Source organism: Peribacillus sp. NPDC046944 (assembly GCF_050272735.1).
Taxonomy (GTDB): Bacteria; Bacillota; Bacilli; order Bacillales; family DSM-1321; genus Peribacillus.
Window position 1 is genome coordinate 33,386 of sequence record NZ_JBNNML010000003.1, and the last position, 21,536, is coordinate 54,921.

The 21,536-nt window shown below is 40.4% G+C and carries 19 protein-coding genes; 3 read left to right on the forward strand and 16 right to left on the reverse strand.

Annotated features, from left to right (window positions below; genetic code table 11):
• Positions 1 to 153: 153 nt before the first annotated feature.
• Positions 154 to 1,374: an ATP-grasp domain-containing protein gene (locus tag ACQKIC_RS05780; protein ID WP_402986164.1), complete on the forward strand. Its 1,221-nt coding sequence runs from the start codon at positions 154 to 156 to the stop codon at positions 1,372 to 1,374.
• A gap of 118 nt (positions 1,375 to 1,492) precedes the next feature.
• Positions 1,493 to 1,666, forward strand: coding sequence for a hypothetical protein (locus ACQKIC_RS05785; protein ID WP_427668572.1), 174 nt, complete (start codon positions 1,493 to 1,495; stop codon positions 1,664 to 1,666).
• Between the two features lie 520 nt (positions 1,667 to 2,186).
• On the opposite strand, the gene gndA is transcribed toward ACQKIC_RS05785, so the two are convergent.
• The 5 genes from gndA to mce form a co-directional block, all read right to left on the reverse strand.
• Entirely contained in the window at positions 2,187 to 3,596 is a 1,410-nt protein-coding gene (gene gndA, locus ACQKIC_RS05790; RefSeq protein WP_402986166.1) for an NADP-dependent phosphogluconate dehydrogenase, read from the reverse strand.
• Positions 3,597 to 3,624: 28 nt separating this feature from the next.
• Positions 3,625 to 4,890 (reverse strand): DNA polymerase IV, encoded by a 1,266-nt coding sequence (locus tag ACQKIC_RS05795; protein WP_427590461.1) that lies wholly within the window; start codon positions 4,888 to 4,890, stop codon positions 3,625 to 3,627.
• A gap of 328 nt (positions 4,891 to 5,218) precedes the next feature.
• A complete protein-coding gene (locus tag ACQKIC_RS05800; RefSeq protein ID WP_402956969.1) occupies positions 5,219 to 6,340 on the reverse strand; it encodes a tripeptidase T in 1,122 nt (373 codons plus the stop codon).
• Positions 6,341 to 6,487: 147 nt separating this feature from the next.
• Complete coding sequence (locus tag ACQKIC_RS05805) at positions 6,488 to 8,038, reverse strand: acyl-CoA carboxylase subunit beta (RefSeq protein WP_427590462.1); 1,551 nt, start codon at positions 8,036 to 8,038, stop codon at positions 6,488 to 6,490.
• The gene (gene mce / locus ACQKIC_RS05810) at positions 8,035 to 8,457 is read right to left on the reverse strand and encodes a methylmalonyl-CoA epimerase (RefSeq protein ID WP_402869361.1); all 423 of its coding nucleotides are present in this window, start codon (positions 8,455 to 8,457) and stop codon (positions 8,035 to 8,037) included. The genes ACQKIC_RS05805 and mce overlap by 4 nt, the downstream gene beginning before the upstream one ends.
• Before the next feature lie 169 nt (positions 8,458 to 8,626).
• On the opposite strand from mce, the gene prli42 reads away from it, so the two are divergent.
• Positions 8,627 to 8,722 carry a stressosome-associated protein Prli42 gene (gene prli42, locus ACQKIC_RS05815; protein WP_402869363.1) on the forward strand — a complete coding sequence of 32 codons (96 nt, stop codon included), beginning with the start codon at positions 8,627 to 8,629 and terminating at the stop codon, positions 8,720 to 8,722.
• A gap of 37 nt (positions 8,723 to 8,759) precedes the next feature.
• Here prli42 and ACQKIC_RS05820 read toward each other — a convergent pair whose 3' ends face one another.
• The 11 genes from ACQKIC_RS05820 to ACQKIC_RS05870 form a co-directional block, all read right to left on the reverse strand.
• Complete coding sequence (locus ACQKIC_RS05820; protein WP_402869365.1) at positions 8,760 to 9,275, reverse strand: L,D-transpeptidase; 516 nt, start codon at positions 9,273 to 9,275, stop codon at positions 8,760 to 8,762.
• A gap of 31 nt (positions 9,276 to 9,306) precedes the next feature.
• Complete coding sequence (locus ACQKIC_RS05825) at positions 9,307 to 10,296, reverse strand: aromatic acid exporter family protein (RefSeq protein WP_402986171.1); 990 nt, start codon at positions 10,294 to 10,296, stop codon at positions 9,307 to 9,309.
• Positions 10,297 to 10,483: 187 nt separating this feature from the next.
• Complete coding sequence (locus ACQKIC_RS05830; protein ID WP_402986173.1) at positions 10,484 to 11,206, reverse strand: amino acid ABC transporter ATP-binding protein; 723 nt, start codon at positions 11,204 to 11,206, stop codon at positions 10,484 to 10,486.
• Entirely contained in the window at positions 11,199 to 11,858 is a 660-nt protein-coding gene (locus tag ACQKIC_RS05835) for an amino acid ABC transporter permease (RefSeq protein ID WP_402869370.1), read from the reverse strand. Before ACQKIC_RS05835 ends, ACQKIC_RS05830 begins: the two co-directional genes overlap by 8 nt.
• Before the next feature lie 125 nt (positions 11,859 to 11,983).
• On the reverse strand, positions 11,984 to 12,787 hold the full coding sequence (locus tag ACQKIC_RS05840) for a transporter substrate-binding domain-containing protein (protein ID WP_402956967.1): 804 nt from the start codon (positions 12,785 to 12,787) through the stop codon (positions 11,984 to 11,986).
• 337 nt (positions 12,788 to 13,124) lie between these two features.
• A complete protein-coding gene (locus ACQKIC_RS05845; protein ID WP_402869372.1) occupies positions 13,125 to 13,562 on the reverse strand; it encodes a BrxA/BrxB family bacilliredoxin in 438 nt (145 codons plus the stop codon).
• Positions 13,563 to 13,689: 127 nt separating this feature from the next.
• Entirely contained in the window at positions 13,690 to 14,847 is a 1,158-nt protein-coding gene (gene meaB / locus ACQKIC_RS05850; RefSeq protein WP_402956589.1) for a methylmalonyl Co-A mutase-associated GTPase MeaB, read from the reverse strand.
• Positions 14,847 to 17,039, reverse strand: a complete 2,193-nt coding sequence (gene scpA, locus ACQKIC_RS05855; protein WP_403079340.1) for a methylmalonyl-CoA mutase — start codon at positions 17,037 to 17,039, stop codon at positions 14,847 to 14,849. Before scpA ends, meaB begins: the two co-directional genes overlap by 1 nt.
• Positions 17,036 to 18,919 (reverse strand): methylmalonyl-CoA mutase family protein, encoded by a 1,884-nt coding sequence (locus ACQKIC_RS05860; protein WP_427590463.1) that lies wholly within the window; start codon positions 18,917 to 18,919, stop codon positions 17,036 to 17,038. The genes scpA and ACQKIC_RS05860 overlap by 4 nt, the downstream gene beginning before the upstream one ends.
• A gap of 333 nt (positions 18,920 to 19,252) precedes the next feature.
• Complete coding sequence (locus tag ACQKIC_RS05865; protein ID WP_427590970.1) at positions 19,253 to 20,527, reverse strand: dihydrolipoamide acetyltransferase family protein; 1,275 nt, start codon at positions 20,525 to 20,527, stop codon at positions 19,253 to 19,255.
• 23 nt (positions 20,528 to 20,550) lie between these two features.
• The gene (locus tag ACQKIC_RS05870) at positions 20,551 to 21,534 is read right to left on the reverse strand and encodes an alpha-ketoacid dehydrogenase subunit beta (RefSeq protein WP_402869381.1); all 984 of its coding nucleotides are present in this window, start codon (positions 21,532 to 21,534) and stop codon (positions 20,551 to 20,553) included.
• Between the last annotated feature and the right edge of the window lie 2 nt (positions 21,535 to 21,536).

Here is a 21,536-nt window from a genome sequence, read left to right on the forward strand (position 1 = left end):
ATCCCACCTTTTATTAATGCTTTCCTCAATAATTATTAAATTAGGCCTGTCTTTATTCCTATTTTTTGACTTATTAAGAACAATCATTGTCCCAAATATATATTCTATTAAAGTAAATATAAAACAGCAAACACAGGTGGGATAAAATAAATTATGAAAACAATTGTTTTTATTGGCTCCAATAAATCAGGATCAAGCAGAGAAGCTCTAAAAGCTGCAGAGCGTCTTGGTTATTTTACCGTGCTATTAACGAATAGACCAAAATTCCTTGAGCAAAGATTAGAATTTCCTGATGTCCATCAAATGATATTGACAGAGTTATCTAATCATCAGACATTGAAAGAAACAATCTATAAATTACAAAATCAAGGAAAGGAAATACATGCAATCTTAAGTTTCATAGATCCTTATGTAAATGTTGCAGCGGCTTTAGCGGAAATATTTTGTACTAGCACTGTTCCTTCAAACCAAATTCTGAGCATGGAAGATAAAATTTTAACAAGGAATCTTCTTAAGAGCCTTCCATCTTCGCCTTACTTTGAAATTTATAATCCAGAAGATGCCCTAAAGGACTTTCTTAAGGAACAAAATAAACATATACCGTTGATTGTGAAATCTCCTATATCAGCTGGATCAAAAGATGTTCTATTGGCAAATAACAAATCTCAATTAAGAAAATCAATGAAAAATCTAATAAGAAAGTATGAAAATTCACCTATTTTATTGGAGGAATATTTAACAGGACCACAATATTTAGTTGAAACATTAGTGCAAGATGGACAGGTTTATATTGTTGCCGTTATTGAACAAGAAATTACGTTCGAAAAACGCTTTATCGTAACGGGTTATAGTTTGTTACCACATATGGAAAAACAGTTTTATGATGGTATTTATGAAACAGTAAGTAACATTGTAGAGGCATTTCAAATAAAAAATGGCGCATGTCATCTAGAATTGCGACTAATACAAGGTGAATGGAAATTAATAGAAATAAATCCTAGGATTTCCGGAGGTGCCATGAATCGAATCATTGAAGTAGGATATGGAATTAATTTAGTAGAAGAAACCATTCAATTATTTCTAGGAAATAAACCTAATCTTACTAAGAAACATAGCAAATACGTATATGTACATTATATAACTGTAGACACTATGGGGAAGTTAGTTAAAGTAACGGGCAAGAACCGAGCTGGTAAATATCCTGGAGTACAAGAAGTTTTTATAAAACCTCGTAAAGGAAAGATATTACGGCCACCATTATCAATGGGAGACCGTTATGGTTACGTTTTGGCATCCTCTGATGTGGAAGAAGAAGCAAAAAAAGTGGCCAAGGAAGCAGCTAAGGAAATTCATTTTAATCTTGAACAATTATAAATTTTGCGAACAGAACTTGAAAGACATTATATGTACAATTTAATGTGGGTATCCATCAGAATTAATATACTATGACTCAAATTAATATTGACAAAAACATTAAGGGGGAAATGCTGAAATGATAGAAAAAATAGTGTCTCACGAATATCAAACAGTCCTTAATTTAGTACGTGATTACAACGAAATAGATGTAATAGGAACTCTATTGGTTTTTTATAATATTAAAAAAATAATAAAAAGGCGCTTGGTTTTAAAAAGTTATAATTATTTCGATGACGACTATAAAGACTAAATCATTCTGCGAAGGTCCTATCAAAGACTTTCGCATTTTTAGTGAGGTTGAATAACGCTAAAAATCTCAAAAGGAACCAATTAAATTGTTTTTTTCAAATCCTTTCAGTCTAGGAAAAGAATATATGACTCCAAAAGAAGAGAAGAAAACCCTTTGATTAAAGCAGGCGGTTGTGGTTTCGTGAAAAAAGTAATCAAGAGAAATCAACTGAATCTATTTATAAAAGATTATATAAAGGGATATATGATCCTACTTGTTTGACCTTCCATGGTTTAAGACTATACTCTTCCTTACAATCAATTCGATAACCTTTTTTATAAAAAATCTTTAACGAATCTATATCTGAACATTCTGCGTTAAAAAGGCACAAAAAAGCAGGGGCTGTCCCAAAAGGTGTAATTACACCGAAATTGAATAAATAGTAAAAGGCAGAAACGTTGATTTAACAACATTTCTGCCTCTTTGTTTTTGCGAAATTCACTGGAATAAGAACTTATTAGACAGCCCCTGCCTCCTACATTTATTTGTCCATCCAATCAGTGTGGAAGGTACCTTCTTTATCGATTCGTTCATACGTATGTGCCCCAAAGTAATCGCGTTGAGCTTGAATTAAATTGGCCGGAAGCGTTTCTGTACGGTAGCTATCGAAATAAGCGAGTGCAGAAGACAAGCAAGGAACTGGAATGCCGTTCAACACAGCGGTAGAGACCACTTCACGCAAAGCTCCTTGATAATTTTCGGCAATTTCTTGGAAATAAGGATCTAGAAGCAAGTTGTTCAAGTTTGCTTCGCGATCATATGCATCTTTGATTTTTTGCAGGAACTGAGCACGGATGATGCAGCCCCCACGGAAAATCATCGCGATGTCCCCATATTGAAGGTTCCAGTTATTCTCTTCAGATGCAGCCTTCATTTGAGCGAAGCCTTGTGCATACGAACAAATTTTACTCATATAAAGCGCTTTGCGAATGCTTTCAATCAAAGCCTTTTTATCACCGGTAAATTTAGCTTCCGGACCGCTGAGGACCTTGCTTGCTTCTACCCGCTCTTCTTTTATGGCTGAAATGTATCGTGCAAAAACGGATTCCGTTATGATTGGAAGTGGTACACCAAGATCCAGTGCACTTTGGCTCGTCCATTTACCTGTACCTTTTTGGCCAGCTTTATCTAAAATGACATCGACCATAGGCTTACCTGTCTCTTCATCATAGCGTTTGAAAATGTCAGCAGTGATTTCAATAAGATAGCTATCCAACTCTCCCTTATTCCATTCAGTGAACACCTCATGAAATTCTTCAGCGGACAGACCCAGAAGATTTTTCAAAAGGAAATAAGATTCCGAAATCAGCTGCATATCACCATACTCAATTCCATTATGCACCATCTTCACATAATGTCCGGCACCACCTGGTCCGATATATGTACAACATGCATCCCCATCAACCTTGGCAGAAATATCCTTCAAGATTGGAGCTACCAAATCATATGCTTCCTTCTGCCCGCTTGGCATGATGGAAGGACCAGTCAGGGCTCCTTCTTCCCCTCCTGAGACACCAGTTCCAATGAAATGAATACCAAGTTCACTCAATTCCTCATTGCGGCGCTGCGTGTCCTTGTAGAACGTATTCCCGCCATCAATGACGATGTCCCCTTTTTCAAGAAGCGGCTTAAGTTGATCAATGGTTGCATCCGTAGCGGCACCCGCTTTTACCATCAATAGAATTTTCCTTGGTGTTTGAAGCGAATTCACGAATTCTTCAAGCGTATATGCCGGTACTACATTTTTGCCTTTCGCTTCTTCCATCATTTCGTCCGTCTTTGCAGCGGAACGATTATACACGGAAATTGAATACCCTCTGCTTTCGATATTAAATGCAAGGTTCTTACCCATTACAGCAAGTCCGATAACGCCAATTTGTTGTTTTGTCATGATTACCTTCCCTTCATTTGGATGTATGTCACCTTAGTCCATTTTTACTTCTGGTTCGCTCAAAAAAGTCTTTGCTAAAACTGGTATTCGTACCAATTGACCGTTCTTTCAAAGTAAGGCCCTTTTTAATAATATTTTCTCCATACTTATTTTGCAAGTGTTCCATCACTTCGTATAAAGGTTCTTTGTCAGCATCCTCTTCAAAGGAAAAGATATCGAGTTGTTTGAATGAAGATTCTTTTTCAATGACATCATAAGCCGTTACACCTAACAGGCGAATGGCCTCTCCATTCCAATTCTTCAAAAACAGCTCAGTAGCCCAATCCGAAATATCCGTTTTTTCAAAAAATGGATTGGAAACCATCTTACTTCTTGTAATGGTCCTCCGATCTTTATAACGGATGGTCACTCCAATCTTCTGACCTAGCAAACGTTTATTCTTCAAACGTACTGCAACTTTTTCCGAAAGCTTCTCCAATACCCCGACCAGCTCTCTTTGATTGGTAGTATCCTTTGGCAGGGTTGTCGAATTCCCAATGCTTTTATGGTCAAAAATGGCCTCTGGATCAACAACTCGCGAATCCATTCCGTTAGCCCGTTCCTTCAAACGGATGCCATTTATCCCCAGCAACTGTTTTAACTGGGTTTCGTTGGCCTTGGCCAGGTCTCCAATTGTCTGGATACCGATTGTCTGGAGTTTTTCTGCCGTTTTACCGCCAATCCCATGCATCTCCACCACCTGTAAGGGCCAGAGAACCTTAGGAACATCTCTTTTCCTTAGAACCATGATGCCCATCGGCTTTTTCATATCCGATGCTGTTTTAGCCAAAAATTTATTTGGGGCAATGCCAATGCTACAAGGGAGATCCATTGTATTATATATACGCTCTTGAATACTTTTGGCAATTTCCAAAGGTGAACCCCATTCTGCACACCCACTGATATCCAGATACCCTTCATCGATGGAAACAGGTTCAACTATTTCCGTATACTGCCGCAATACTTCAAATATGGCGAGGGAAGCCTTTCGATATCGCTCAAAATTCGGCTTTTTAATGATTAATTGAGGGCATAGTTTTTTGGCCTGCCAAATGGGCATGGTCGTTTTAACCCCATACTTTCTGGCTTCATAACTACAGGTAACGATGATTCCCCTTCTTTCTTCAACATTACCGGCAATCGCTAATGGCTTCCCTTTCAATGATTCATCATAGGACATTTCCACAGATGCATAGAAACTATTCATGTCTACATGGAGAATGACCTTTCCATTTTTAGGATACATATCCTTCATGTGACTGTCACATCCTTGTTGGTACAAATCTCAGGAAATCGGGTCCATATAAACTAAATCTTCTTCATTAAGATACCCCAATCTAACCTTGATAACCATTGAAGTAGTGCTTCATTCTAAGAAAAACAGTCATCATATTACTGATGACTGTACATATATTCCTGTAGCCCTTTTATGTCCACTAAAGATGAACGAGTTTTTTTGGATCATTATTAATGTGACAAGTGACTTCCAATATGCGCTACACCCTGCATATATTCGGTTTTTTGGTGGCTAACACGCCAATTTACGATATTCTCGGGAAACTACTTCATCCATCTTCGCGTAATTATTCTGCGGAAACTTCCTGAATGATACTGATGACCATTTCAGCCAACTTTGTCAATTCTTCCACTGGAATTCTTTCATTCGTTGTATGAATGTCTTCATAGCCGACTGCTAGATTAACCGTAGGAATGCCAAATCCAGCAATTACATTTGCATCACTACCGCCGCCGCTTTTCACCAATTCGCATGGACGGCCAATTTTCTCTGCCGCTTTTCTTGCAACTTCGACCACATGGTCACCTGCTCCATATTTAAAGCCTGGATACATGACATTGACTTTCACTTCGGCCCGTCCGCCCATTTCGATGGCAGCAGTCTCGAAAGCTTCTTTCATTCTTGCTACTTGTTTTTCCATTTTTTCAGGAACCAATGATCTTGCTTCTGATAAAATTTCCACATGATCACAAACGATATTCGTTTGTTGTCCACCTTGGAAACGTCCGATATTGGCTGTCGTTTCATCATCAATGCGGCCTAAAGGCATTCTTGAAATGGCTTTGGCAGCAATCGTAATGGCAGAAACCCCTTTTTCAGGAGCTACGCCAGCATGGGCGGTCTTGCCTAAAATGGTTGCAGCTACCTTGGCTTGAGTAGGGGCAGCAACGACGATATTCCCAACTTTACCATCACTGTCAAGAGCAAAGCCGTATTTTGCCGTTACAAGAGAACGATCTAGAGCTTTTGCTCCTACTAACCCTGATTCTTCACCAACGGTAATGATGAACTCAATTGTTCCGTGCTCAATATTCTGCTCCTTAATCACTTTCAACGTTTCTAACATAACAGATAAACCTGCTTTGTCATCTGCCCCTAGAATCGTCGTTCCATCTGACACTATGTATCCATCTTTAATAGACGGTTTGATACCGTTACCTGGTACGACCGTATCCATATGTGATGTGAAATAAATGGTATCTACGCCAGGTTTCGTGCCTTTCAGCGTACAAATTAAATTACCAGCCCCATGACCCGTAACAGACATTGTATCATCTTCAAAAACATCCACGCCAAGTGCCGTGAATTTTTCTTTTAAAACTTTAGCTATTGCTGCTTCATTTTTAGTTTCTGAATCAATTTGCACCAATTCAAAGAATTCACTAACTAACCGTTCTTCATTAATCATCATTTAAACCTCCATAAAAGTAATCCTTTATAAGTATATCTCTAAAGCCGTTACCCGGCAAATAATCCGATAGGAAGATCTCCTTTCAATAAAAACATAAAAAAGCAAAAAAAGGAGCCTGGTTTCAGGCTCCCCTCATACTGGTACTTACAACGGAATATTCCCGTGTTTTTTCCATGGACGGGTTTCTTTTTTATTACGTAGCATTTCAAGCGATTGGATGATTTTAATTCTTGTTTCACGAGGGTCAATAACATCATCGACCATTCCAAGACTTGCCGCTACATATGGATTTGCAAACTTTTCACGATATTCCTCAATTTTCTCTGCACGTGTGGCTTCAGGATTCTCACTATTTTTAATTTCACGGGCAAATATGATGTTTGCAGCTCCAGCTGATCCCATCACCGCAATTTCAGCATTTGGCCAAGCAAACGTAAGGTCTGCCCCGATGGATTTACTATTGAGGGCCACATAAGCACCACCATAGGCTTTACGGAGAATGATCGTTAATTTTGGCACAGTTGCTTCTGAATAGGCATATAAAAGTTTCGCACCATGGCGGATGATCCCACCATGTTCTTGTTTAACACCAGGGAAAAATCCAGAAACATCTTCAAAAGTGATCAATGGTATATTGAATGAATCACAGAATCGTATGAACCTGGCAGCTTTATCAGATGAATCAATATCGAGTCCACCAGCCAACACTTTAGGCTGGTTACAAATAAGCCCCACTGATTTCCCTTTAATGCGTGCTAGACCAACCACGATATTCTTCGCAAACCCTGCTTGCACTTCCATAAATGAATTCTCGTCGACAATTTGATTGACCACTTTTCGGACATCGTATGGACGAATGCCTTCATATGGGACAACGTCCGTTAAATCTGGACGATAGTCGTCTTCATCTGTCGCTTCCAGAGCCGGTGGCTTTTCTTGGTTGTTTTGCGGGAGATAGCTTAAAAGACGTTTAACATCAGCTAAAACCTCTTCCTCCGAAGCACCCATGAAATGAGCATTACCACTGACCGTGTTATGTACCTTCGCTCCGCCTAATCCTTCAGATGAAATTTTTTCCCCTGTCACCGTTTCGATAACTTTCGGTCCTGTAATGAACATCTGGCTTGTTTTCTCAACCATGAAAACAAAATCCGTAATGGCTGGTGAATAAACCGCGCCACCTGCACATGGACCCAATATGACAGAAATCTGAGGGATCACACCAGAATATATCGAATTACGATAGAAAATTTGACCGTATCCATCAAGGGAGACAACCCCTTCCTGAATCCGAGCTCCGCCAGAATCGTTCAACCCGATGAAGGGAGCACCATTTTCCGCAGCCAAATCCATAACATTGGCAATTTTCAGAGCATGCATTTCTCCGAGCGCCCCACCAAACACGGTAAAGTCTTGAGAGAACAGGTAAATGTCACGACCATTGACTTTCCCATAACCAGTTACTACTCCTTCTCCCGGTCCTTCTGCTTTTTCCATGCCAAAATTGGTGTTCCGGTGTTTGATAAAGGGATTCAGCTCAACGAAGGTACCCTCATCCACTAGAAGTTCGATTCTTTCCCTCGCCGTTAGTTTTCCTTTTTCGTGTTGCTTTTCAATTCTATCTTCCCCGCCGCCCATTTCTACCTTTCGGCGTCGATCGTACAAGTCATTGATAGTTTCATAGATATCAGTCATTTTTGCTCCTCCTTTAATTCAGTTCTTTCACATAGCTCATATAGGACACCCGACGTCGATTTAGGATGGATAAAAGCGACATCTGCGTGATGTGCCCCTTTTCTTGAAGTCTCATCAATCATACGAAGACCGGATTCTTTTATTTCCTGGATTCGATCCTCTATTCGCTCTACACCCAAAGCCACATGGTGAATCCCTTCACCCCGTTTTTCAATGAATTTAGCGACGGCACTATCAGGAGATAACGCTTCCAATAACTCTAAACGAGTATTCCCTGCTAGGATAAATGCCACTTTAACGCCTTGGCTCTCAACCGTTTCTATTCCTTCAAGCTCCAATTTCAATGTTTCAGTGTAAAGCGGCAAGGCTTCCTCTATTGATTTAACCGCAATCCCGATATGATCAATATTCTTAATCATTTTACTATTCCCCCATACTATGTACTATTTTCACTCTATTGAATTTTCTATCAATTCATTATGTAACTATACCATTCTTTTGAATAATGAGAATATTGCACTTTTGCTTGTTTCTCCTATATGTTCAAGTTAAAATGAAAATAATCATACTGTTTGAGGAGAGAACATAATGAAAAATAAAAAAGTAAGAAAAGTTGTTGTCTATCTCATGCTTATCTCGATGTTATTGACGACCTTACTATCAGGCATCGCATTTTTATTGTAATAGGCTGCAGGAGGGGAGCTAAAAGCTTCCCTCTTTCTTATTTGATAGCCCCTATATTTCTGGCTAACGTGTTGAAACTTTCATTTGATAGAGTTATTAGAACCTTTGTCCCAATCGGAACCTTGTCATATAACCGCTCTACATCCGGTTTATGCATCCTCACACAACCATTGGAAATGTATTTCCCGATTGAGGATGGTTGATTGGTTCCATGTATCCCATAAATCCTGCCATCTGTATTCCTGGCATCAAAACCAATCCATCTTGACCCAAGCGGATTTCTGGGATCTCCACCAGGGATATTCTTTTTTCGATAGTAAGGATTAACCGCTTTTACTTTGACGGTAAATAACCCTTCAGGCGTCAATTCCTGACTCTTGCCTGTTCCGACTGGAAGTATCTCTTGTACCACGTTGTCGTCAATGAAAGCCAGTTTATTATTCGCTTTATTGATAATAATGAATGGCTCTCCGTGATTTACGGTTTGAGCAAGGGCCTGAGATGGTACAGCTGACAAGACAAGCAATAACAATAAAGAAAGGATTCGTTTCATTTCTATCAGTTCCTTTACTTTTTTGCTTAGTTTAAGCCAACGGCCTCTTTTTCATTCTATTATGACTCTCCTTAGGGAATCCCTTGAAAGAATGCTTAAGCAATAAATAGCGTTCCATTTCCTTCATAAGCTGCAATAAAGCTGCACGTGATTCAAACTCTTCCCGGGTTTGAGGAAGTTCCATCCCCTTAAAAAACTCTTCCATTTCCTCAAGTTTCCTCAAGTAAAGGATCGCCGTATTTTGAGGATGAACATTTTCAGCCAAATCCTCTATAAAGTCTGCCAATATACCGCTTTGCTTCACTCTTAAAGGAATATTTGTGACCAAAGGGAGAATCCTCTCAATAATTTCGAATTGCTTTTCCCTCATTTTGAAATAATGATAATGGAGATCTTCTTCCCGAAGAAAATGATTCTCCACATCCCTAAAGGCAAGACTTTTGGCTTCATTAAGAAGATTTGCTGTTTTTGTAATTTCCTTTCCATCCCATGTATGGTCATTATCCCGTAAATAGCGGACAACTGCCATTAAGATAGCACTAAAATTCATCTCAATTCTATCCTGGTAAGCAATTAATTTTTTTTCCACACTAGGCATGTATAGATTCATGATAAGTGCCACACCCACTCCAACGACAATCAAAATCGTTTCATTGACGAGCAGTGCAATAGTAATCTTTCCAGAGCCATAGAGATGTAGGATGATGACACTGCTTGTAACTATTCCCTGGCTAACATTCAAGGCAACTGTAGTCGGGATGAAGATGAGAAGGATTAGCCCGATTACAAGGGGATGGAAAGCTATACCCTGAAACAGTAAAGTAGAATAAAGCATTGCGATCATACAAGCCAAAAATCGATGCCAGGAGGCAAATACCGATTTCCTTTTTGTAACCTGTATACATAAAATCGTTATGATGCCAGCAGAAGAGAAATTATTCAAACCCAGCAATTGTGCAATAATAATTGCGATGGATGCCCCCATAGCAGTTTTAATCGTTCTATACCCGATTTTGAACATTGTTATGTATCACCCTGCTTCTTTCACTTCTATTATAATACTATCAGCTATTCAGATAATTTTACAGTCCTTTATGAAGGAAAATTCTAAATTATTAATAATTCGTTATACCTATGATACATTATTTGGATAAAATAAAAAAGGTAACTAAAGTTACCTTTTTTCACTACATGTTCATTTTTTCATTCTAAAGCACTTTTTGAAGAAAATCTTTGGCACGCTGGCTTTTCGGGTTGGAAAAGAACTCTTCCGGAGCACTTTCCTCAACAAGCAAGCCGCCATCCAAGAATAGAACCCGATCGGCCACTTCTTTAGCAAATCCCATTTCATGCGTAACAATTAACATTGTCATCCCGGTATGGGCCAGTGACTTCATAACGTCCAATACTTCTTTTACCATTTCCGGGTCTAATGCGGAAGTCGGCTCGTCAAACAGCATGACTTCTGGATTCATGGCCAATGCACGTGCTATGGCAACCCTTTGTTTTTGCCCGCCGGAAAGACGATTTGGATACGTTGTTTCCTTATCAGCCAATCCGACTTTATTCAAAAGCTCTCTTGCCTGTTTCACAGCGTCTGCTTTCGATAACTTTTTCACCTTCATAGGCGCATATGTCAGATTCTCAAGCACTGTCTTATGTGGAAATAAATGAAAATGCTGAAATACCATCCCGACATTCTCACGGACTTTCATAATATTAGTCTTTTTATCCGTAATATTTTGATCTTTGAACCAAATCTGTCCATCAGTAGGTGTTTCAAGCATATTGATACACCGGAGAAAAGTCGACTTTCCTGATCCGGAGGGACCGATTATCGCTAGGACTTCACCCTGTCCAATTTCTGTACTGATTCCTTTTAGAACGTTAAGTTTGCCATAACTCTTTTGAAGCTGATCTATTTTAATCACTGCGTCTCATTCTCCTTTCGATCACTTTACCTAAGATAGTGAGAATCATGACCATCACATAATAAATGAGACCGGCAAATAATATCGGCTCGAAGAATTTATAGGTCTCACCACCGACAATATAAGAACGGCGCATAATATCGCCTAAACCGATGATGGTTACCACGGCGGATTCCTTCGTTAAGGAAATGATTTCATTCACTAAAGAAGGGAGAATGTTCTTGATGGCCTGTGGCAAGATGATATTCAACATCATACTTGAATAAGGAACCCCAAGGGCAAGCGCGGCTTCACGTTGGCCTTTATCGACCGCTAATATACCACCCCTGATGATTTCCGAGATATACGCGGCAGAGTTTAAGCCGAAAGCCAAGAAAGCAGCCTGAAACGCTTCGATTTGAATCCCTAAAATTTGTGGGGAACCAAAATAAATAAGCATTAATTGTAAAACTAATGGTGTACCGCGGAAAATCGATGTATAAAAGTCAGCAATCCAATTTAACGGCTTAATTCTGCTGATTTTCAGTATGGATAAGATGATCCCCAAAACAAAACCGATTACAGCCGCAACCGCCACAACTTTTAGTGTAGTCGGTATTCCCTCCATGATATATGGAAGAGAAGGCATAATCCTTTCAAAATCCAGATTCACTCCATTCATCCTCTCTTATAAAGACCTATAAAGGCCTTCCTTATTCACTTTATACTCAATAAAGCGTGGAAAAACGCTCAGAAGGCGTATTTTATCACTTCTGAACGTTTTCCCTTTTCTCTGTACTATTTAGTTTCACTGCCACCGAACCATTTTAGAATTAATTTTTCCATTTCACCATTTTCCAACATTTCGTTCAGTTCAGCATTGAAATCTTCCGTTAAATCACTGCCCTTTTGGAATGCAATAGCGGAACCAGCGTCTTCTTCCCCAGTTTCCATCTCATATCCTACTAAATCCGGATTGTCTTTCAAATATCCTTTAGCAACTGTATCTTCAATAATCACGGCATCAAAACGTTTCGCAACCATTTCCTGGATGATTTCAGGAATACGATTCCGTTTTTCAATCTTCATCCCGATATTTTCATTTTTATTCAAGTCATTTGCCAATGTCTCTTGAATGGAAGCAAGCTGTACGCCTACCGTTTTCCCTTTTAAATCATCTACCGTTTTTATCTTGCTGCCATCTGTCGTAATGATCATGTTTTTCGCTGTATAATAAATATCACTAAAATCAACGGATTTCTCACGTTTCGGTGTTGGAGTCATTCCAGAGATAACAAAATCCACCGATTTATTTTCAAGTGATGGAACAAGACTGTTAAAATCAATATCCTTCACCTGGATTTCATATCCTAATTTCTTACCGATCGCTTTAGCGATATCTACGTCAAATCCTTTGATTTCATCGCTTTTGGATGTTTCAACATATTCAAACGGTGGATAATCCGCAGATGTTCCCATTACTAGCACTTTTTTATCTTTATTACCTGATGTATTCTCTTCTTTTTTCTCTGAGGTTCCACATGCTGCTAAAATACCTACTAATAAAACAGAAGTAAGCAACAATGCTACCCGCTTTTTCAATTTCATCATTATTCCTCCAAGTAGTTTTTGATTCTTGTATGAGCCAATGGCCAAATTACGATAAACTTAAACTCGTATGCGAACTAATATTCATGCACTCTTGTGTATTTTAACACATTCTTATAATTATTCAATAAGCTTAATGAAAAATTTATTTTTTAGAATATTATTTTAACCAAATTCTAATATAATACTCTACCTACTACAAAATACACCTGGTTAACTAACCAATTTCTTCTTTTTCCAACTGATTCCAAGCAAATTCACCAATAAAAAAACCGCCAAACTCGGCGGTTTTCTTAAAAGATACTAGTAAGCTTAATGCATAAGCAAAGTCTTACACTTCTTCACAATATTCATCGAAGTAAGCTTGCAATTTTTCCACTACAGACATTGGATGATGACCCTCGATTTCATGACGCTCAATCATCGTGATGATTTTTCCATCTTTCAGAAGAGCGAATGATGGTGATGATGGTGGATATCCTTCGAAATAATCACGGGCCTTCTCAGTCGCTTCCTTATCTTGACCTGCAAAAACAGTTACAAGCTGATTAGGACGTTTATCGTTATGAATCGCATGGGCTGCAGCTGGTCTAGCAATTCCCCCAGCACAACCACAAACGGAATTGACCATAACTAGCGTCGTACCCTTTTGGGCCAATACATCTTCTACTTCCTCAGCAGTCGTCAGTTCTGTATATCCAGCAGTCTTAATCTCATCGCGAGCTTGTTTGACCACGTCATTCATTAAAAAATTGAAATCCATATTCATAGTATAGTGCTCCTTCCAGCTTTTTCTCTTCACCACTATCATAACAATTGACGAAGCCCGATTCAATCAATTTAACTGGCCATGATTAAAAACATCAAGATTCCAATTGGTGATAAGAAAGGGAGAGCTATATCCGTTCGTTATCTGTGGGACCGCATTCATTCGAACTTAAGGATTCAGAGAACGATTGAAATGCTTGTTGTACGGCTTTAGTGACCGTTTTATTACCGGACATCACTTCATTTTCAAGCTTGGGCAGTAAGCCTTTGACAGTATCATTTTTATAGAACATGGTTTTAAGCTGATGGTCTATTAATGAATACAACCACTCTTTGGATTGCATTCTTCTCCGTTCCTGAAAAACACCCGATAACTTTGTTGTCTGCGAAAAGTCCTGTAATACGTCCCAAATTTCAGGAATCCCTTTTCCTGTAACAGAAGAACATGTATACGCTTTTCCAGCCCACCCCTTAGTGGCAGGCTGAAGGAAATGGAGAATACGACTGTATTCCGACCTTGTCCTGTTCGCAAGCGGAATGTTTTCACCGTCTGCTTTATTGACCACTATACCATCAACAAGTTCCATGATTCCTTTTTTCATGCCCTGCAATTCATCTCCGGCTCCTGTTAGGACAAGCAACATGAAAAAGTCGACCATACTTCGGACAATCGCTTCACTCTGCCCTACACCCACCGTTTCAATCAAAATCACATCAAAACCGGCCGCCTCACAAAGTAACATCGTTTCCCTCGTTTTCCTATGCACCCCACCCAAAGTTCCTTCTGATGGGGAAGGTCGGATAAAAGCTTGAGGATTCCGTGCCAGTTCCTCCATCCTCGTCTTATCCCCAAGGATGCTCCCTCCATTAATCGAGGAACTTGGATCGACAGCGAGTACCGCAACCTTATATCCTTTATTACATAAAAACGTTCCAAAGGTTTCGATGAATGTACTTTTACCAGCCCCAGGGACACCTGAAATGCCGATGCGGAGCGAAGCACCTGTGTGTGGGAGAATTGAGTGCAATAGTTCTTGTGCCAACTCGAAATGATGTTCGGCATTGCTTTCCACTAATGTGATCCCTTTTGCAAGCTTTGCTCTCTCCCCGGTCAAGATTCCATCTTTCAATTGTGGTATCGAGATTCTCTCATTTTTCTTTTTGATAAATCTACTTTTTGATGCTTTATTATGACCAGCATCCAATTCCACACCTGGCTTTAACGAAGAAGCAAAACCATCCTGATTGTTAGGATCGACCCATTCCGGCTTCTTATCTTCACTCATTACTGTGCCACTTCCTCATATCCTAGGCGATGGTATATTTCTTGTAGCACTTTTTTAGCTGCCTGCGGGATGACCGTGCCAGGTCCAAAAATCGCTGATGCGCCGTTTTGCATTAAATAATCATAATCTTGTGCTGGGATGACTCCACCGACAATGACGATAATGTCTTCCCGGCCCAATTTTTTCAACTCGGCCATCAATTGCGGCAATAGTGTTTTGTGGCCGGCAGCGAGCGAGCTCATCCCAACAACATGCACATCATTTTCCACAGCCTGAAGAGCGGTTTCCTCCGGTGTTTGGAATAGTGGTCCGATGTCAACATCATAGCCTAAATCAGCAAACCCCGTACCAACCACTTTCGATCCCCGATCATGGCCGTCCTGCCCCATCTTAGCCATCAATAAACGAGGGCGTCTGCCTTCATTTTCAAGAAATTCGTCAGTCATGGCAATTACTTCTTCAATTTCCGCTTCTTTCGAATAAGCTGAGCTATAAACACCACTAATAGAACGGATGGTGGCCTTATGACGACCAGCCACTTCTTCAATTGCATCGGAAATTTCCCCAAGTGAAGCGCGGACTCGAGTTGCCTGTACTGCCAATTCAAGCAAGTTACCTTCACCAGTTCGTGCCGCTTGCGTCAATGCCTGAAGAGCTTCATCGACTTTCGACTGATCTCTTTTTTCTTTAAGAATGCTTAAACGCTTAAGTTGACTTTCGCGGACGGCGGTATTATCTATCTCCAAGATTTCAATCGCATCTTCTTTTTTCAGGCGATATTTGTTGACACCCACGATTGTTTCATCTTGAGAATCGATTTTAGCTTGACGTTTTGCTGCCGCTTCTTCAATCCTCATTTTTGGAAGACCGGTTTCAATCGCCTTTGCCATGCCCCCAAGACCTTCAATTTCTTCGATATGAGCCCAAGCCCTTTCAATCAGTTCATTTGTTAGCGATTCGACATAATAGGAACCTGCCCATGGATCGATGACCTTTGTAATGCCAGTCTCCTCTTGAAGATAAAGCTGTGTATTCCGGGCAATACGTGCTGAGAAATCGGTTGGAAGGGCAATGGCCTCATCCAATGCGTTCGTATGCAAAGATTGGGTATGGCCCAAGGCAGCTGCATGCGCCTCGATCAGTGTTCGTGCCACATTATTGAAAGGATCTTGCTCTGAAAGGCTCCACCCCGATGTTTGGGAGTGTGTTCGTAAAGCCATCGCTTTCTTATTCTTCGGTTCAAACTGTTTCATTAGTTTTGACCATATGAACCGTCCCGCTCTCATTTTTGCCACTTCCATGAAATAGTTCATTCCAACAGCCCAGAAGAACGACAAACGAGGGGCAAATTTATCAATATCGATACCGGCTTTCATTCCTGTCCTTGCATATTCCAGGCCATCCGCCAACGTATAAGCAAGCTCGATATCCGCAGGTGCTCCAGCTTCTTGTAGGTGATAACCGGAAATGGATATTGAATTGAACTTTGGCATATATTTTGAAGTATATTCAAATATATCAGCAATGATTTTCATCGACATCTCGGGTGGATAGATATACGTATTCCTAACCATGTATTCCTTTAAGATATCATTTTGAATGGTACCAGAAAGCTTATCCTGGGTGACTCCCTGCTCCTCGGCTGTAACGATATAAAAAGCAAGAATAGGTAAAACCGCTCCATTCATTGTCATGGATACCGACATTTGATCGAGTGGTATTCCATCAAATAGGATCTTCATATCCAAAATCGAGTCTATCGCCACACCCGCTTTTCCTACATCCCCAACAACACGAGGATGATCCGAATCATAGCCGCGATGTGTTGCCAAATCGAAGGCCACCGAGAGACCCTTTTGACCCATCGCTAAATTCCTGCGGTAAAATGCGTTGGATTCCTCCGCAGTTGAGAACCCTGCATATTGTCGTACTGTCCATGGCCGGTTCACATACATGGATGGATAGGGTCCCCTTGTATATGGAGCAATTCCCGGTACACTTTCCATGTGCTCCAAATTCTGACTATCTTCTTTCATATATAATGGTTTAACCTTGATTTGTTCATTCGTTTCGAATAAAAGTTCCTCGATGTTTTGTTCAACTGCTGCTTCTGCCTCTTGTTTCCATAATTCAACTGTTCCTTTACGCTCAGACTTAGCAGGATTTATGGTAGAGAAATTTGGTTTTTTCATTGTTCATTCACCCCTAGCTCTTGTAGTAGTTCTGTCAAGACCGCCACAACATTCGTTTTAACATGGATAAAGTCGTCCGCTCCAGACTCCAATAAAACGGTCTCCAATTCTGCCGATTGCTTTCCAGCGACATATAGCTTGATGTGTGGGTATTGCTGTTTAATCTCTTTTATGATGGATTCCGCCTTATCCGAGTAATCAAGATCACTTCCACATACACAGTATATGGAAAGCTTGGTTTCAGCTATATAATCCACCGCTTCCTTACTATCATGGCATCCTTCACTTTCCATCGTTTCAATTCCACCGGCTGCAACAAAGCCTTTTATAAAATCAGCACGAGGCTTATAAGATTTAAGTTCATTCAAGTTAATAAGGCCGATTGTCGGTGCTTTCCCGCCATTTTGTTTACACTCTTCACTTCGTAATCTTAACTGTTCAAATTGGGATGATATACGATCTAACTTGATTGGTGTAATGTCTACTGGCCCCTGAACCACCATATATGATCTCTGTGTTTCAGTTGTAGGAACTTTGATTTTATCGGTAGGGTTCGGATAAACGTTGGTACCAATAATACTTTCTTTCCGTAGTGCCGCATTCTGGACCCTTTCCTCGTAGACTTTTGCTATGTCTGCTTGTAAAGTTCCTTGCATAATGGCATCAAGTACCCCGCCTGCCTCGTCAATCTCAAGGAACTTCACCCATGCTTTATCAGCCAATTCATCCGTCAATTGCTCGACATACCAAGATCCGCCGGCAGGATCGACCACCGTTGTGATATTCGTTTCCTCTTTAAGGATTAAATGCGTGTTGCGTGCTATTCTTTCCGAAAATTCATTACACTCACCTGAAGCATGATTAAATGGATGGATCTGCAAGTACTGAATCCCTCCAATTGCTGCAGCAAATGCTTGATTCGTGGTCCGCAGAATATTCACGTGTTGATCATAGAGCGTTTCTGTCAACTCGGATGTAACTGCATGTATAACCATTTTAAAATACTCGGCATCCTCTTCAAAAGCATCCGCTAGACCAGCCCAAAGTCTTCTAGCCGCCCGTATCTTCGCAATCGACATAAAGTAATTGGAATCCACTGCAAAGGAAAACACGATCTTTCCGACAATATCCTGTACGGAAATCCCTTGTTTTTGCCCTTCCCATATATATTGGACAGCAACTGCCAATCCATAGGCAAGCTCTTGAATTGCATTGGCTCCTCCATTATGAAAACTAGCCGTGTTAACAAGAATTGACTTTAAGTCCGGACCAATCTGTTGATAATCTTGGATTGTTTTTGCCCATTCTGCAAAATATGTTTCTGTATCTTCAGGAACTTGACCACCGACTAACCATTCTGCAATCGGATCTTCTGCAAGCACACCCTTAATTTGCGCATTTTGTTGATTTGCAACAGCTTTGAATTGAGTGAATAGTTCCTTTTGCTTTCCCTTCAGGTCAATGAAAACGGGAAGTTCATTTAATGATAGGCCATTAAAAAGTTTTGAAACTCTCGCACCCTCCGCAAGAAGATGAGCTGGATAGACGACAATATTCTGACCGCGCTCTAGTGCGGCGTGCATCTTTTCATTTGCCTCGTCAGCTGTGATACCGCTTACAGGTTGTACGACAAACCATGGCTGCTCGTAATAACCGGTCGGAGCAATTCCACGTGTAAAGGGAGCAAATCCGGGAAGCTCTGTTTGTTCTCCATCTGAAACAGATTCCTCTGTATAGAGGGGATTTAAAGTGATGCCTTCATATGTATTCGTTTTTAATTTTTCGACACTTCTGCCTTTTAAACTAGTTTCTGCTGCTTCCTTCCACTCTTCTAATGAAGGTTTTGGAAAGGATATGTTTTTTACATCTTTCAATTCCATTTTAATCGCTCCCTTATATTTTGCTTTCCTACTGGTTCAATCGCCAATACGTAGACCGAACGCTCAGTCAATTACATAAGAAAAACACTCTCCCATCAATTTATATATATTCTATCATAATATTCTTATAATTTTAGCTAATATCAAAACCTGTTAAAAAAACCATATGATAGAAGATGGAGAATAATTATGAGAAGAGCCTCTATAAAATAATAGCAAAAATAAAAATATTGTCGACTATTTTCTAAATACTCTTATATTTCTATTCATAAACAGTTAAAGAGGCACAGAGAAAAGGAAGCACCTTTATGGTTACCTCCTTCTTTTTCCCTATTAATAAACAGATGTATTATCCGATGTTATTTTTTCAATGATTTCTTTTACTCGCGCTAAGAATCTGCCGCATACAAGACCGTCCAATACCCGATGATCTAGTGATAAACATAGGTTGACCATATCACGGACCGCTATCATGTCATTGATGACGACAGGTCTTTTTACAATGGTCTCCACTTGTAGAATCGCTGCCTGCGGATGATTTATAATTCCCATGGACTGGACCGATCCAAATGAACCAGTATTATTGACAGTGAAAGTGCCGCCTTGCATATCCTCGACTCTTAACTTTCCTGCTTTCACCTTTGATGCCAGGTCATTGATTTCCCTAGCAATCCCTTTGATCGACTTTTCATCTGCATTTTTTATGACCGGAACAAATAAAGCATCTTCCGTTGCGACCGCGATTGAAATATTAATTTCTTTTCTTTGAATGATTTTATCGCCTGCCCACATTGAATTGATCTGAGGAAATTCGGTTAGAGCCTGCGCAATCGCTTTAACAAAGAATGCAAAGTAGGTTAAGTTATACCCTTCTTTTTGTTTGAAATCCGATTTAAGTGAATCCCTAAGTTTAACCATATTCGTCGCATCAACTTCAACCATTGTCCATCCATGCGGAATCTCATGCTTACTTTTCGACATATTCGAAGCAATCGCTTTCCTTACCCCAGTTACGGGTATTTCTCTATCTCCAGTCATGCTAGGAATGACAGTTTCTTTCTCATTTGATGGCAATGATTGGGGCAGATGTTCTTTTGGCTCGGACGCAGTTCTTACACCAGCTGCCGATTGAGGGAGGTTTCCGGACTCAATGAGTTTCAATAAGTCTTTACGCGTTATCCTTCCTTCATTCCCCGTCCCATTCACTTGAGAGAGATCGATATCATGTTCCTGGGAGAGCTTTAGTACAGCGGGAGAAAACCGGACTTTATTCGGAGTCGGAGTTTCCACGTTAGGCTCCATGCTATTAACTGCATCATCATTTTTCTCTGCTGGGTCTTCTTTTTCCTCTTCCTTGGGCTTGGTTGATTCGACCTCAATGGAACATATAACTTCCCCCACAGCCAGCGTTTGATTCTCATCCGCCTTTAACTCCTTAACAATCCCCGTAAAAGAAGAAGGAACTTCAGCGTTTACTTTATCCGTCATCACTTCAGCTAGTGGATCATACTTCGTCACGTGATCTCCTGGCTGAACAAGCCATTTACTTATGGTCCCTTCTGTCACGCTTTCACCAAGCTGGGGCATTTTCATTTGTTCTATCGCCATCATTTAATCCTCCTTCTTTTCTATTAAAATTCAGCCAGTTCTCTCATCGTCTTCTCCACTTTATCAGGGGTAACCATAAAATATTTTTCCATTGTAGGTGCATAAGGCATTGCAGGGATGTCCGGACCAGCCAGTCGCTTGATTGGGGCATCCAAATCGAATAGGCAATGCTCGGCAATGATGGCTGCAACCTCACTCATGATGCTACCCTCTTTATTATCTTCTGTAACCAATAAGACCTTACCCGTTTTGGAAGCCGCTTCTATGATGGCTTCCTTATCCAACGGATATACGGTGCGCAAATCTAAAATATGCGCTGAAATACCATCCATTGCTAGTTTTTCTGCCGCTTGGAGAGCAAAGTGAACACAAAGCCCATAGGTTATGACAGTAATGTCCTCTCCCTCTCTTTTCACATCAGCTTTACCGATTGGCAGTACATAATCATCATTCGGAACTTCACCTTTAATCAAACGGTACGCACGCTTATGTTCAAAGAAAAGTACCGGATCCTCGTCGCGAATGGCAGCTTTAAGCAAGCCTTTTACATCATATGGGGTGGAAGGCATCACAATTTTCAATCCTGGTTGGTTCGCGAACATAGCTTCCACGGATTGGGAATGATATAACGCTCCGTGAACTCCGCCACCATACGGAGCACGGATGACCATTGGGCAGTTCCAATCATTATTGGAACGATAACGGATCTTTGCCGCTTCGGAAACAATTTGATTTACAGCGGGCATGATAAAATCCGCAAATTGGATTTCGGCAATAGGTCGTAGTCCATACATGGCTGCCCCAATTCCTACACCAGCAATCGCTGACTCTGCAAGGGGCGTATCGATGACCCTTGATTCACCGAATTGCTCATATAGACCATTTGTCGCCTTAAAGACTCCGCCCTTTTTCCCGACATCCTCCCCCAAAACGAATACTCGCGAATCTCTTTCCATCTCTTCGCGCATTGCCATTGTCACTGCATCTATATAAGAAATTACCGACATCC

Bases quoted from the DNA above. Each gene is read 5' to 3' on its own strand.
- ACQKIC_RS05780 (WP_402986164.1), top strand. From the start codon at position 154: ATGAAAACAATTGTTTTTATTGGCTCCAATAAATCAGGATCAAGCAGA.
- ACQKIC_RS05785 (WP_427668572.1), top strand. From the start codon at position 1,493: ATGATAGAAAAAATAGTGTCTCACGAATATCAAACAGTCCTTAATTTA.
- gndA (WP_402986166.1), bottom strand. From the start codon at position 3,596: ATGACAAAACAACAAATTGGCGTTATCGGACTTGCTGTAATGGGTAAG.
- ACQKIC_RS05795 (WP_427590461.1), bottom strand. From the start codon at position 4,890: ATGAAGGATATGTATCCTAAAAATGGAAAGGTCATTCTCCATGTAGAC.
- ACQKIC_RS05800 (WP_402956969.1), bottom strand. From the start codon at position 6,340: ATGATTAATGAAGAACGGTTAGTTAGTGAATTCTTTGAATTGGTGCAA.
- ACQKIC_RS05805 (WP_427590462.1), bottom strand. From the start codon at position 8,038: ATGACTGATATCTATGAAACTATCAATGACTTGTACGATCGACGCCGA.
- mce (WP_402869361.1), bottom strand. From the start codon at position 8,457: ATGATTAAGAATATTGATCATATCGGGATTGCGGTTAAATCAATAGAG.
- prli42 (WP_402869363.1), top strand. From the start codon at position 8,627: ATGAAAAATAAAAAAGTAAGAAAAGTTGTTGTCTATCTCATGCTTATC.
- ACQKIC_RS05820 (WP_402869365.1), bottom strand. From the start codon at position 9,275: ATGAAACGAATCCTTTCTTTATTGTTATTGCTTGTCTTGTCAGCTGTA.
- ACQKIC_RS05825 (WP_402986171.1), bottom strand. From the start codon at position 10,296: ATGTTCAAAATCGGGTATAGAACGATTAAAACTGCTATGGGGGCATCC.
- ACQKIC_RS05845 (WP_402869372.1), bottom strand. From the start codon at position 13,562: ATGAATATGGATTTCAATTTTTTAATGAATGACGTGGTCAAACAAGCT.
- meaB (WP_402956589.1), bottom strand. From the start codon at position 14,847: ATGAGTGAAGATAAGAAGCCGGAATGGGTCGATCCTAACAATCAGGAT.
- scpA (WP_403079340.1), bottom strand. From the start codon at position 17,039: ATGAAAAAACCAAATTTCTCTACCATAAATCCTGCTAAGTCTGAGCGT.
- ACQKIC_RS05860 (WP_427590463.1), bottom strand. From the start codon at position 18,919: ATGGAATTGAAAGATGTAAAAAACATATCCTTTCCAAAACCTTCATTA.
- ACQKIC_RS05865 (WP_427590970.1), bottom strand. From the start codon at position 20,527: ATGGCGATAGAACAAATGAAAATGCCCCAGCTTGGTGAAAGCGTGACA.
- ACQKIC_RS05870 (WP_402869381.1), bottom strand. From the start codon at position 21,534: ATGTCGGTAATTTCTTATATAGATGCAGTGACAATGGCAATGCGCGAA.